The 13,487-nt window shown below is 66.8% G+C and carries 11 protein-coding genes; 7 read left to right on the top strand and 4 right to left on the bottom strand.

Features of this window, described 5'->3' with window-relative positions:
- The 5 genes from AWC06_RS19545 to AWC06_RS19525 are packed head-to-tail and all read left to right on the top strand — an operon-like array spanning position 1 to position 5,833.
- Entirely contained in the window at positions 1–1,605 is a 1,605-nt protein-coding gene (locus tag AWC06_RS19545) for a (2,3-dihydroxybenzoyl)adenylate synthase (RefSeq protein WP_085199646.1), read from the top strand.
- A gap of 55 nt (positions 1,606–1,660) precedes the next feature.
- Positions 1,661–2,509, top strand: coding sequence for an SDR family NAD(P)-dependent oxidoreductase (locus AWC06_RS19540; RefSeq protein WP_085199645.1), 849 nt, complete (start codon positions 1,661–1,663; stop codon positions 2,507–2,509).
- 24 nt (positions 2,510–2,533) lie between these two features.
- Positions 2,534–3,454, top strand: a complete 921-nt coding sequence (locus AWC06_RS19535; protein ID WP_085199644.1) for a reductase — start codon at positions 2,534–2,536, stop codon at positions 3,452–3,454.
- Between the two features lie 3 nt (positions 3,455–3,457).
- Positions 3,458–4,930, top strand: coding sequence for a flavin-containing monooxygenase (locus AWC06_RS19530; RefSeq protein WP_085199643.1), 1,473 nt, complete (start codon positions 3,458–3,460; stop codon positions 4,928–4,930).
- A gap of 3 nt (positions 4,931–4,933) precedes the next feature.
- Positions 4,934–5,833, top strand: a complete 900-nt coding sequence (locus AWC06_RS19525) for a MerR family transcriptional regulator (RefSeq protein ID WP_085199642.1) — start codon at positions 4,934–4,936, stop codon at positions 5,831–5,833.
- Here the strand turns inward: AWC06_RS19525 and AWC06_RS19520 are convergent.
- Entirely contained in the window at positions 5,830–7,185 is a 1,356-nt protein-coding gene (locus AWC06_RS19520; protein WP_085199641.1) for a salicylate synthase, read from the bottom strand. The two genes, AWC06_RS19525 and AWC06_RS19520, sit on opposite strands and share 4 nt — an antisense overlap.
- Before the next feature lie 484 nt (positions 7,186–7,669).
- Between AWC06_RS19520 and AWC06_RS19515 the strand changes: the two genes are divergently transcribed.
- Positions 7,670–7,882: a hypothetical protein gene (locus AWC06_RS19515; RefSeq protein WP_085199640.1), complete on the top strand. Its 213-nt coding sequence runs from the start codon at positions 7,670–7,672 to the stop codon at positions 7,880–7,882.
- A gap of 124 nt (positions 7,883–8,006) precedes the next feature.
- Entirely contained in the window at positions 8,007–9,206 is a 1,200-nt protein-coding gene (locus tag AWC06_RS19510; RefSeq protein WP_085199639.1) for a sodium-dependent bicarbonate transport family permease, read from the top strand.
- Here the strand turns inward: AWC06_RS19510 and AWC06_RS19505 are convergent.
- The 3 genes from AWC06_RS19505 to AWC06_RS19495 are packed head-to-tail and all read right to left on the bottom strand — an operon-like array spanning position 9,199 to position 13,330.
- On the bottom strand, positions 9,199–10,422 hold the full coding sequence (locus AWC06_RS19505) for a cytochrome P450 (protein WP_085199638.1): 1,224 nt from the start codon (positions 10,420–10,422) through the stop codon (positions 9,199–9,201). The two genes, AWC06_RS19510 and AWC06_RS19505, sit on opposite strands and share 8 nt — an antisense overlap.
- Positions 10,419–12,140, bottom strand: coding sequence for an N-acyl-D-amino-acid deacylase family protein (locus tag AWC06_RS19500; protein WP_085199637.1), 1,722 nt, complete (start codon positions 12,138–12,140; stop codon positions 10,419–10,421). Before AWC06_RS19500 ends, AWC06_RS19505 begins: the two co-directional genes overlap by 4 nt.
- Positions 12,134–13,330 (bottom strand): amidohydrolase family protein, encoded by a 1,197-nt coding sequence (locus tag AWC06_RS19495; protein ID WP_085199636.1) that lies wholly within the window; start codon positions 13,328–13,330, stop codon positions 12,134–12,136. Before AWC06_RS19495 ends, AWC06_RS19500 begins: the two co-directional genes overlap by 7 nt.
- Positions 13,331–13,487: the final 157 nt, after the last annotated feature.

Below are 13,487 nucleotides of genomic sequence, written 5' to 3'. Positions count from 1 at the left end.
ATGGAGGGCTTCGTGCCGTTTCCCGCGGACCGGGCCGCACGGTATCGCTCGGCCGGCTACTGGACGGGCCGAACGCTCGACTCGGTTCTGTCCGATGCCGCGCAGCATTGGTCGGATCGCCAGGCTCTGTGCGATGCCGGTGGGCGGTGCCTGAGCTACGCAGAGCTCGAGGATCGTGCCAATCGCGCGGCGGCCGGGCTGGCCGAGCTGGGCATCGCCCCCCGCGATCGGGTGTTGCTGCAATTACCGAACAGCTGTGAGTTCGCGGTGGCGCTGTTCGGGCTGCTGCGCGCGGGCGCGATCCCGGTGATGTGCCTGCCCGGCCACCGGGCCACCGAGCTGGGGCACTTCGCCGCGGTGAGCAACGCCAGCGCACTGGTAATCCCCGATACGGCAAACGGTTTCGACTACCGCGCAATGGCGCGGGAACTGCTGCACGATCATCAGGCGCTGCGACACGTCGTCGTCGACGGCGACTGCGGACCCTTCACGCCGTGGTCGCAGGTATGCGCGACCACCGCCCGCCCACCTGCGGCGCCCCCAGCAGATCCGGAGCTGCCGGCGTTGCTGCTGGTCTCGGGCGGCACCACGGGCACACCCAAGCTGATCCCCCGCACCCACGACGACTATGTCTACAACGTCACCGCCAGCGCGGCGCTCTGCCGGCTCACCGCCGACGACGTCTACTTGGTGGCATTGCCTGCCGCGCACAATTTTGCGCTGGCCTGCCCCGGTCTGCTCGGCGCAATGACGGTCGGAGCGAGCGCCGTGTTCGTCACCGATCCCAGCCCGGAGACGGCCTTCGCTGCCATCGCGCGCCACGGGGTGACGGTGACCGCGCTGGTACCGGCATTGGCGAAACTGTGGACGCAGGCTTGCGAGTGGGAAACGGTGACACCAAAAACCTTGCGGCTGTTGCAGGTTGGTGGTGCAAAGCTTGACCCCAGTGACGCCCGTCAGATCCGCAAAACGCTGACGCCGGGTCTGCAGCAGGTATTCGGAATGGCGGAGGGGCTGCTGTGCTACACCCGTCTCGACGATCCGCCGGACCTCGTCGACAGCACTCAGGGCAGGCCGATGTGTGCGGATGACGAGCTGCTCGTGGTCGACGACGCCGGCCGGCCGGTGCCCGACGGGGCGGAGGGCGAACTGCTGGTGCGCGGGCCCTACACGCTCAACGGCTATTTTTGCGCCGAGCGCGACAACATGCGGTGCTTCGGCTCCGCCGGCTTCTACCGCACCGGCGACCTGGTCCGCCGCCTCGACGACGGCTATCTCGAGGTCACCGGACGGGTCAAGGATGTCATCGTTCGCGGCGGGGAGACAGTGTCGGCGGCCGAGATCGAAGAACACCTGCTCAGCCACGCGGCGATATCGTCGGCCGCGGCGCTACCGTTACCGGACCCCTACCTTGGCGAGAAGGTCTGTGCCGCGGTCGTTTTCGCAGGCAGGCCGGTGGCGCTGGCGGAGCTGAACGATTACCTCGACCGACGTGGAGTCGCCACCCATGCCCGCCCGGACGTGCTCGTCGAGGTGACTGCGTTGCCGACTACCGCGGTCGGCAAGGTGGACAAGAGGGCCCTGGCCCGGCAGTTGGCGATGTAAGCACGGGCTGACGTTGCCATTGACTAATGTCACCATTTGCTGTTGACTCAGTCGCATGCTTGGGCTGTTGCACAGGTCGGACAAGACGAGCCACAACGCGTCCGCGGTGGTGACCGGCGCCGGCAGCGGTATCGGTGCGGCATTCGCCGTCGAGCTCGCCCGCCGTGGTGGTGCGGTCGTCTGCAGCGACATCGATGAGGCCGCCGCCAAGGAAACCGTGGCTGCGATCACCGACCAAAGCGGTAAGGCCGTCGCAGTCACATGCGACGTGTCCCGATTCGACGACGTTCGGGAACTGGCCGCGGAGTCGGAAGCGTGGTTCGGCGGCACGCCCACGCTGGTGATCAACAACGCCGGTGTCGGCGCCGGTGGGTCGCCCATCGGTGAAATCTCCCTTGACGATTGGCATTGGACGCTTGGCGTCAACCTGTGGGGACCCATCCACGGTTGCCATGTTTTCGCTCCGCTTCTGCGGGCGGCCGAGCCGGCGAAGACTCCGCGGGGCATCATCAACGTCGCCTCCGCCGCCGCATTCGGGGCGGCGCCGGGCATGGCCGCCTACAACGTCAGCAAGGCCGGTGTGCTGTCACTGTCGGAGACCCTGGCCGCCGAATTATCCGGTACCAGAGTCAAAGTCACGGTGCTGTGCCCGACCTTCGTCAAGACGAACATCGTCGAATCGGGCCGCATCTCAGCGGAGACAGCAGAATTCGCGGGAAGACTGATGCGCTGGACCGGAGTTTCATCAGCCAAGGTGGCGCGCACCTGCCTGGACGCGCACGATCGCGGCGATCTGTATTGCATGCCGCAGCTCGAAGCCAAGTTCGGCTGGAACGTCAAACGCCTCGCCCCGGGCGCATACACCCGCGCCGTCGGGCTGGTGTCACGCGTCAGCCCGCTCTGAGGACACAAACCGAAGGAGGATCCGGTGGCCATCGATATGGAAACGATGCTCGCCAAGATCAAGGATCGCCAGTGGGCGCTTGCCGACATCGACTGGGATGCACCCGGCGCCGAAACCATCAGCGACGAGTTTCGGCCCAAGCTCAAAGCATTCATGGCGGACCTGTGCTGGATCGAGAACATCGGCGCGCGCGGCTTCGCCGCGCTCGCGAAGAAGGCACCCACGTCGACGCTGGCCGAGATCTACCGGTACTTCCACGCCGAGGAACAACGTCACGCCAATGCCGAGCTGGCGCTGATGAAGCGCTGGGGAATGCTCGATGACGACGAAATGCCCGAACCCAACGTGAACATTCGGCTGGCCATGCAGTGGCTGGACACCTACGCCGACGGCATGTCGCTGTCGATCCTGGGCACCGTCATACCGATGTTGGAAGTCGCCCTCGACGGCGCACTGTTGAAGTTCTTGCTCGACGAGGTCGAAGATCCGGTGTGCCACCAGGTTTTCGAGAAGATCAACAACGACGAATCGCGCCACCTCGCCGTCGACTTCGAAGTGCTCAACATGATCGGCTATGCCAGGGCACGCAGGCTCGCAATCGATTTCGTCGGCAATGTGGCCTCGCCCGGACTGATCATCGGCGCACTGATGTATGTCCCGCTGCTCAACCGGGTGCGCAACGAACTCGCGGACATGGGCATGGAGCCAGAGCGCCTGTACAACGCGGTCAAGCGGTTCAAACAACTGGGCGAGCGGGGCGACCACACCTGGCGGGTACCGACCTATCAGGTCCTCAAGCGGCACGCCGCGATGGTGGTCAATCCGCGCCACCCCTACCATCTGCTGGCCAATTCCATGGTGTGGCTGTCGGATCGCTATCCCAGGCCGCTGCTCAAGCCGGTGCCCAGCTGGTTCAAAGAACTCACCCACGAGCCGGCGGCATAACGCATGGCCCGCAACCATACCCACACGACGCTGATCGTCGGCGCCGGCTTCACCGGACTCGGCGCCGCCATCAAACTGCTCGAAGCCGGTGTGGAGGACATACTCATCTTGGAGCGCAGCGATCGGGTGGGCGGAACCTGGCGCGACACCAGCTATCCCGGCGCCAGCTGTGACATCCCGTCCCTGCTGTACTCGTTCTCGTTCGTGAAAAACCCCACCTGGTCGCGGACCTACTCCCCCGCCGAAGAAATCCGACGGCACATCGAGGACATGGCCACCCGCTTCGACGTCCGCCGCCGCATCGAGTTCGGCCAGGAAGTCAACGGCTTGTCGTTCGACGAGGACGCCGGCGTGTGGACCGCAACCACGTCCGGGCGCAAGCGTTTTCGCGCCCGCACAGTGATCCTGGCGTCGGGCCCGCTTGCGGACTCGAGCCTCCCCGACATCCGCGGCATCGACTCCTACCGGGGACACAAGATTCACAGCGCCCGCTGGGATCACGACTACGACTTCACCGGCAAACGGGTCGCGGTCGTCGGCACCGGGGCGAGCGCCATCCAGATCATCCCGGAACTGGTCAAGCGGGCCGAGTTCGTCAAGGTGTTCCAGCGCACACCGGGCTGGGTGCTGCCCCGCCTCGACGTCCCGACACCGCCGGCGCTGCAAACACTATTTACGAAAGTGCCTGCGGCCCAACAACTTGCCCGCCAAGCTCTGTTCTGGGGTCATGAAGCCAGCGCCACCGCTCTCGTGTGGGACACGCCGCTGACGTCGCTGGTGGCCCGGCTGGGCAAGGCGCATCTGCGGGTGGCAGTCAAGGACCCGTGGCTGCGCCGGCAGCTGACCCCTGACTTCACTCCCGGTTGCAAACGCATGCTGGTCTCCAGCGACTACTACCCTGCCCTGCAGCGCGACAACTGCAAACTCATCGACTGGCCGATCGCGACGCTGAGCCCCGTCGGCATCCGCACCAGCGACGGTATCGAACACCATTTGGACTGCGTCGTTTTCGCCACCGGATACGACGTGCATCTGACCGGTCCACCGTTTCCGGTCACCGGGCTGGGCGGTCGCTCGCTCAATGCCGAATGGGCCAACGGCGCACAGGCCTACAAAAGCGCCAGCGCGCACGGTTACCCAAACCTGTTCTTCATGACCGGGCCCAATTCCGGGCCGGGCCACAATTCGCTGCTGGTGTACATCGAGGGCCAGATCGACTACGCCGTGCGCGGGATCACGACGATCCTCGACAACGATTTGCGCTACCTCGACGTCCGCGCCGACGCCCAACGCCGCCACAACGAGCACATCCAGCGCCGGCTCACCAAGACGACCTGGATGTCGGGTTGCCGCAGTTGGTATTTGACCAAGGACGGCTTCAACGCGTCGATGTACCCGGGATTCGCCACCCAGTATCTTCGACAGATGCGGCACTTCCGGTTCGCTGACTACCACTCGGTCGCCCGAGCCGGCTGAGTCATGGCGCCCGAGCGACCGCCTACCATCGCCGGTGTACTGGCCAACCTGCGGCGGGCCCCCAAGCGGGTCCGCCGGCAGTCGCGGGAGGTCATCGAAAACGCCGTGTCGCAACTTTTCGACGCGGCGGTTCGCCACCCCCATGGCCTGCCGGTCGCCGGGGAATACCGCATCGACGACCTGGCCCGCCTGGCCGGAACGACCACCCGCAACGTCCGCGTCTACCGCGACCGTGGTCTGTTGCCGCCACCGCTGCGGGTCGGGCGCATTGCGCTGTACAACGACACCCACCTGACCCGGCTGCGCCTGATCACCTCGATGCTCAACCGCGGATACAACATCGCGCACGTCCGGGAAATGCTTTCCGCCTGGGAAGAAGGCAAGAACCTCGGCGACGTCCTCGGCCTGGAGTCCGCAATCGTCGGCACGTGGGCCACCGAGAAGCCCGAGACAATGTCGCTGGCCGATGCCCAGCGACTCGTCGACGACCCCGATGCATTCGATCGGCTGGTGAAGCTACAGGTGATCCGGCTCGACGGCGGTCGGGCCAGCATCACCCGCCCCAAACTGATCGACGCGTTCAACGAGATCCGCGGCTATGGCGTCAGCATGGACAAGCTCATCGATCTGCATGAGCAGATCGTCCCGCTCGTCGACCAGATCAGCGAGCTGCTGGTGCGCGCGGGCGCCGAGCACGTCGCCGACCGGATCAAACCCGGCGAAGCCCTGCCCGCCGACACCGAGATCGCCGAGCTGATCACCATGATGGTCCGGTTCCGCACCCAGGCGGTCGCGTCCGTCACCGCCACCCTCGCGTCGTCGATCGAGTCCACGATCGAGTCGGTGGTCAGCCGGATTCTCGCGGACTACATGGCGAGCACACCGGAGGCCGAAGCCAACTAAGGCCGGCGCGCCACCAGATGCGGCGACAGGGTGGTCAGCTTCTCGCAAGTCTCCTCGAATTCCCGCTCGGGCTCCGAGTCGCCGATGATGCCCGCCCCGGCCCGCAGCCAGGTTCGTCCGTCATGCTCGAACGCCGTGCGCAGTGTCAGCGCCGCATCCAACCCACCGTCAGCCGAAAACATCACCACCGCACCGGAATACAAGCCCCGCGGACTTTCGTCGAGCCGCAGGATGGCGTCCACGCCGGCCGCCTTGGGAATGCCCGACACGGTGACCGCCGGAAACAATGTCTCGAGGGCGTCCATCCGGTCTTTCGATGCACGCAGCCGGGCTCTGACCGTCGAGCCGAGGTGCTGCACGCTGCCGCGCTCGCGAACCGTCATGAAATCGATGACGGCGGGGCTGCCGGGTTCGGCGACCTCGGTGATCTCCGCCAGCGAGCTGCGCACCGACATGGCGTGCTCGACGATCTCCTTGCTGTTGGATTCCAGGTCGTCGCGGGCTTGGCGGTCCGGCGTCTGGCCGCGCCCCAGCGCGCGCGTTCCGGCCAGCGGTTCGGTGACCACGGTGCCGTCGTGCTGCACGGCGGCGACCAGTTCGGGGCTGTAGCCCAGGGCCCGAAACCCGCCGAGGCGCAACAGAAACGACCGAGCCGGGGTGTTGTGTCGGCGGCCCAGCCGATAGGTCGACGGAAAGTCCAGCGCGAACGGCACGTCGACGCAACGGGACAGGATCACTTTGTGGTAGCGGCCGGCGGCGATCTCGCTCATGGCCGCGGCTACCCGCGCGCGGTACTCGCTGCTGTCGGTGGCCACGTCGATCACCGATGCCGGCGGCGCCGCAGGCAGGCCCTGCCCGAGCAGCCGGTCGATCACCTCCCGGTCGCGTGGTCCGGCGTTGAACACACGAACCGCGTCGTCGGTGACCAGGATGCGGGTGCGCGGCCAGAACACCCGCGCCAACGGGGTGTGCGGCGAAAGGTGATGTTGCAGGCCGAAGCGGTAGGCGCCGAACTCGAAGGCGATCCAACCGAACGCCTGGTCGGCCTCCAGCAGTAGCCGGTCGACGGCCTCACCAAGCACCGCGGCGGGCCGGCCCGACCACGCCTGCCGCTGAGTGGCGCCGTCGCGGATGATGCGCAGCTCGTCGCGGTCCAGCTCGATCATTGCCTGCACGCCGCTGGCCAGCACCCACTGACCGTCGTGTTCGTAGAGCAGGTACTCGTCGCCGTCACGCTCGGGCAACGCCGCGGCCAGCTCGGCCGCCAGGTCCGCTGGGGCGATCTCGGTCGGTACGGGAAACGACAGTGACGAAGCGCGTGCGGGACTTGTTCGAACTCCGACTTCGGTCACGGCTAGTAAATGTAGCCTAACCTATGAACGCGTGGGGCTCTCCGTCGACGAACAACCCAGATAGCCCGTGCACGCTCGACCGCCGGCGACCCGCTGTAGCTTCGTTGAGATTGCGGTCAGGGCTGTTGGTGAGCGCGATTCACGACCTTGAGCGCAATTTCAATGCATGTCCGCGGCAGGCAATGTTGATCCAACCTTCGACCCTCGGCGCCATGCGCGCTCGACCGCCGGCATTTTGAGTAGCCCTGACTTTAACTGCCCCGGTCAGTAGGTCATGGGGTGTGAGCACGGCCTGGGCTGCGCGCCGTTCACCTGCGGAGGTCAACCCTCGCCGCGGCGCGTTCGCCGCCGGACACGGCGTGTGATTGGTTGGTCATCGAACGTTTCCAAGACGTTCATGTCCCAGTCCCGCAATGGATCTGGTCCGACACCGGGCCGTCCGTACGATTCCCCTAGGCCGAACTCTGACGAGAGGACAGCAATCGTGTTTGTTATCCGGCTCCTTGACGGAGAAGAGGTGCACGCATCCGACGGCGACAAGCTCAGCATCAACCACGACACCGGTGTGCTCAGCGTTTCCCGAGTCGACGGGTTCGAGGAAGTCACCACGCACTACTCCCCGTCGGCATGGGGGTCGGTGACGCACCGCGTCAAGGAGCCGGTGGTGCGGCCTTCACTGGTCGCCACCAAGCGGTAAGGGGCGATCCCCGACGTCTGGCCGCCCCGCGGCTCTGCTAGCGTGCACCGCGATCGGTGATTCATGGCCCCCATGGCGGCGGTCGCGATTCCTGTGTCGACCGCGCGCATAAGGGGAGGCAGCCATGCTCCTGGAGTTTTGGGAGAACTTCCGCCACAACCTCTTCAAGCCGTTGTTGATGTTCTTCTACCTCGGCTTCCTCATCCCAATCCTCAAGGTGCAGTTCGAGTTTCCCTATGTGATCTACCAGGGCGTGACGATGTACCTGCTGCTGGCCATCGGCTGGCACGGCGGTGAAGAGCTCGCCACGATCCATGCAGCGAGCATCGGCAACATCGTCGGGTTCATCGTTCTGGGCTTCCTCCTCAACTTCCTGATCGGCTTCCTGGCTTACCTGCTGCTGACCCGCATGACGAAGATGCGGCGGATCGACAGGGCGACGGTGGCCGGCTACTACGGGTCTGACTCGGCAGGGACGTTCGCAACCTGTGTGGGTGTCCTTGCGACCGTCGGGATGGCGTTCAACGGTTTCATGCCGGTCATGTTGGCCGTCATGGAGATGCCCGGCTGCTTGGTGGCGCTGTATCTGGCGGCGCGGCTTCGGCAACGGAGGATGGACGCGGCCGGCAACATGCCCGGCGAGCCGGGCTACAGCCCGGTCCTGAGCCCGGGGCCCGGCGCGACCGCCCAGCCACGCCCGGGAGAAAGCCTCGAGGCCGAATACGAGCGAGAGCTCGAAGAGGAATCCAAACTCGCGCTGGAGATTTCGAAGCATCCCGAACGACGGGACGTCTCCACGGTCAAGTTGCTGAGGGAGGTCCTGCTCAACCCGGGCCTCTATCTGTTATTCGGCGGCATCATCATCGGGCTCATCAGCCGGTTGCAGGGCGCGAAGGTCGTCCACGACGACGACAATGTCTTCGTGGCCGCCTTCCAGGGCGTCCTCTGTCTGTTCCTGCTCGAGATGGGCATGACCGCCTCGCGCCGACTGAAGGACCTCAAGAGCGCCGGCCCTGGTTTCATCGCCTTCGGTCTGCTGGCGCCCAACCTGTTCGCCACGTTGGGGATCATCACCGCGTACACCTACGGCTACCTCACCCATACGCACTTCAAGCCGGGAACTTACATCCTGTTCGCGGTGCTCTGCGGCGCGGCGTCATACATCGCGGTGCCCGCGGTCCAGCGGTTGGCGATCCCCGAGGCGAGCCCGACTCTGCCGCTGGCCGCATCGTTGGGCTTGACGTTTTCCTACAACGTCACGATCGGGATCCCGCTTTATATCGAGATCTCGCGCGTCGTCGGGCAGTGGTTCCCCATCACTTGACGTGAGCGGGCGCGAACTCGACCGGCAGCGCGGCCGGCGAGCGGAACGCCACCCCGACCACATGCGGCGTCGAAGCGCGGGGGTCCAGGCGTAGATCCGGCAGCCGGTCCAGCAGCGCGTTGATCGCCACCCCAGCCTCCATGCGCGCCAGATGCATACCCAGGCAGAGGTGGGGTCCGCCCCCGAAGGTCAGGTGCGCGATGTTCTTTCGGGTGGGATCGAAACGGTCCGGGTCAGGGTAGCGCGTCGGATCCCGGTTGGCGGCAGCGACGCTCACGTTGACGTTCGTCCCCGCCGGAATCGCGACCCCGCCGAGCTCGCAGTCGCGCACCGCCCGTCGTACCACCGTGGTGATCGGCGGCTCCCAGCGCAGTGCCTCCTCGATCGCGCCGCGCAGCATCCCGCGATCGGCCCGCAGCGCCTCCCACAGCGTGGGTTCGGTCAGCAGCGCGACCAGCAGGTTGCCGGAGGCGCGGTATGTCGTCTCCACGCCGGCCGGCAGGATCAGCAGCAGAAACGCGAACATCTCGTCGTCGGACAGGCGCTCGCCGTCGATCTCGGACTCCGCCAGCGTGCTAATCAAGTCGTCCTGCGGGCTGCGCCGCCGTTCGGCCAGGATCTCCTTGAAGTAGGCCCTCAGCGCGGCGGACGCGGCGATCCCGCAGTCCCAGTCGTAGACGACGTTGAGCAACTCGATCGACAGCCGCTGGAAGCGCAGATAGTCCTCGCGCGGCAAACCCATGATCCTCGCGATGACCTGCACCGGGAACGCGAAGGTGAACTCGCGCGCCAGTTCTGCCCGACCCCGCGGCGCGAACCGGTCGATGAGCTCATGGACCACCACCTCCACCAGCTCACTGCGCCACCTATCCAGCAGCGCCGCGCGGAACGACGGGGACACCAGCGCTCGGCTGGCCCGGTGCTCGGCGCCCTCGAGTTCGAGCAGGGTGCGGCCCATGACCGGGCCCATGATCTGCTTGTAGATGGACGACGAGAACGTGTCGGGATGGGTGAGCACCGTTTGGCACTCGTCGTAACCGAGTACCGTCACCCCGTCCGGACCCAGTGTCTGGGAGGAGGTCTCGGAGAACGGGCTGCCCACCATCACCCGGTGCCGCGCCCGCGCCTCGCGCAGCCGCTCGTGCACGTTTTCGACCTGCATGAGCAGCCCGCCCTGCAGCTCGGTCGGGTCGAACTCGTCGACCGCCGGATTCATGCGGCGGGCACCGTCTGGGTGTCCCGTCCGGACCGCAGCACAGTGCCGGGCATGGCGCCGGTGGCCACGCCGTCACGGCATACCTCGACGCCGCCGACCAATACCGAGGCGATGCCGTGGGCTTCGGCGACCAGCCGGGGCGCGCCGGCAGGCAGGTCGTAGCGGGTGCGCTCGGGCCCGTGGTCGACGGTGTCCGGGTCGAACAGCACCAGGTCGGCGTGCCAGCCCGGGGTGATCCGACCGCGTTCGACCAGCCCGTACAGCCGGGCCGGCACGTCGGTGAGCAGCCGGACCGCCTCCTCGAGCGTCACCACCCCGTACTCGCGCACGCCGTGGCCGAGCAGCGACGTCGTGTAGATCGCGCCGCACATCATGTCGAGGTGGGCGCCGGCGTCCGAGCCGCCGATGACTGCGTAGGGGTGGCGCCACACCTCGGAGCGCATTCGCCAGTCGGCGGACTCGTCGCCGAAGGCCGGCGGGGTCAGTCCGGTGCGCAGCTCGTCGGCGATGACGATGTCCAGCAGGGTGTCGAACGGCTCGCCACCGCGGGCCGCCGCGACCTCGCCGACGCTGCGGCCGGTCGCGTCGGCGTTCTCGGGGGCGAATGTCTCGACGATGATCAGCCGCCCCCAGTTCGCCAGGCCGCGCAGCATGCCGGCCTCCTCCGACTGGGCGCCCTGATTCAGACGGCGACGGACTTCCGGATCGGCGAGCGCGGCAAGGCGCTCAGGCACCGGCAGGTGCATGACCTCGCGCCACCCCGGCAGCCCGTCGAGCACGAAGCCGGTGAGGAACGACAGCCGGATCTTCATGGCGTGCGGGAGGGTGAGCGCGACGACCCGCCCGCCGTGTTCGGCGGCGACTTCCGAGGCGCGCAGCTGCTTTTCGTGTCCGGCCGGGTTCGCCGCGGAGACGCCGAGCAGGTTCCAGTTCAGCGGGCGATCGGCTGCCACCGACATGTCGGTGAGCAGCGTGACCTCGTCGTCGGTGAACCCGTTGATGCAGCCCGGGATGATCGCCTCCAGCGTGGTGCCCGGATGATCGCGGACGCCGCCCGCCAGCGCCAGCAGCTCCTCGCGCGATGCACTGCGGGACGGCACCGGGTTGCCGGCGGCGTCGTTGTGGGTCTGCGACTGCGACGTGGAGAACCCGAGGGCGCCGGCGTCGAGCGCGTCGTGCAGCAGTGCCACCATCCGCTCGAGCTGCTGTTGTGTCGCGGCCCCGCCGACGGCGTCGTCGCCCATGGCCGCCAACCGCAGCGCCGAATGTCCCACCAGGAAACCGGCATTCACGGCGATGCGGCCCTCGAACCGTTTCAGCCAGTCACCGAACGAGGACCATTGCCAGTCCAGCCCGGCCCGCAGCGCGTCCAGCGGCATGCCCTCGACCCGGGCCAGCATCCGGGTCAGGTAATCCTGTTGGTCGGAGGCCGCGGGCGCCAGGGTGAACCCGCAGTTACCGCCGAACACCGTAGTGACCCCGTGCTGCACCGACGGGCTCGCGGTCGGATCCCAGAACAGCTGCGCATCGTAGTGGGTGTGCAGATCCACAAAACCGGGGGCGAGCGTGAGTCCTTGTGCATCAAGCGTTTTCGCTGCCGGTTCGTCTGTTTCACCGACTGCGGTGATGCGTCCGTCTTTCACGCCGACGTTGCCGTGGCGAGCCGGGGCTCCGGTGCCGTCGACGATGTTTGCATCTCGGATCAACAGATCTAGCACTGGACCTCCTCTAGCCACTCGCTGCTCGGCAGTGGGTGGCGGAACAGCTCCGCGGCGTTGCGGTGGGTGATCCGGGCCGCGTCGTCGGCGGACAGGCCCGCGACGTTGCGCGCGACGACCTGCTGGGTGTCGGGCCAGGTGGAATCCGCGTGCGGGTAGTCGCTTTCGATGAGAATCCGTTCGGCCCCGATCGCGTCCAGCGCGCCGAACGCGTGCGGGTCGTCGATCGAGCAGAACCAGAAGTTGCGCCGCAGCACCTCACTGGGCAGCAGATCGCTCTTCCAGGATCCGGCGTCGCGGCCCGAAGCCGAATGCGCCAGAACGTAATCCGCGCGGTCGCCCAGCATTGCCGCCCAGCCCAGCCCGCCCTCGGCTAGGGTGATATTCAGCCGTGGGAACCGGACCGGGATGCCCGACCACAGCATGTCAGCGCAGGCGACCAGGCCGTTGACCGGGAACAGCGTGGTGATGGTTTCGAACGGGGTGTCGGGCGCGGGGATCGGCGCCCATTGCGCCGATCCGGTGTGCAAGCAGACCACGGTGTCGGTCTCCTCGCAGGCGGCGAAGAACGGGTCCCATACCCCGGTGTGCAGACTCGGCAGCCCACACTGGGCGGGCAGCTCGGGAAAGCTGACCGCCTTGAAACCGCGGGCCGCGTTGCGGCGCACCTCTTCGGGTGCGAGTTGTGGGTCGGCCAGCCACGGCAGCTGGAGCGGGATGATGCGCTCGGGCTCACCGCCGGCCCACACCTCCAGATGCCAGTCATTCCAGGCGCGCAGCACCGCCAGGCCCAGCTCCGGGTCGTCGCTCTTCCAGAACACGGTGCCGGAGAACCCGGCGATCAGCGACGGGAAGTTCAGCGACGCCCAGATCCCGGCCAGGTCCATGTCGGCGACCCGGGCCTTGACGTCCCAGCAGCCGCGGCGCATCTCGTCGAAGCGGGCGGGCTCCATGCTCCACTCTTCCGGCGGCCGCCCGACCACCGCGTTGAGCCCGACGTTTGGGTATTCGCGGCCTTCGTAGTGCCACGCCTGACGACCGTCGTCAGTCTCGACGATCCGTGGCGCCCGGTCGGCCAGCGCGGCCGGAAGCCGGCCGTCGAACATGTCGGGTGGTTCGATGACGTGGTCGTCGACCGAGATCAGGACATGCTGTCGCGCCCGGGGAGCTGGATCCGGCAGCAGCGCCATACCTGATGACTATCGTCGGATTTCAAGGCCTGTCAATGCTATCTATGCAATGAAAGCAAAGATGTGCGTGGTTGAGTGTGCGCTTAGGGCCTTGACTGTGCCCCCACGGCGGGATTTGGGCGGTTATCGCGCCCTGCGCGCACAACCCAACGCCGTC

It is taken from the genome of Mycobacterium fragae, from assembly GCF_002102185.1.
GTDB classification, from domain to species: domain Bacteria; phylum Actinomycetota; class Actinomycetes; order Mycobacteriales; family Mycobacteriaceae; genus Mycobacterium; species Mycobacterium fragae.
The sequence above is the reverse complement of the archived record's forward strand: the minus strand, read 5'-3'. Positions and strand labels throughout refer to the sequence as shown.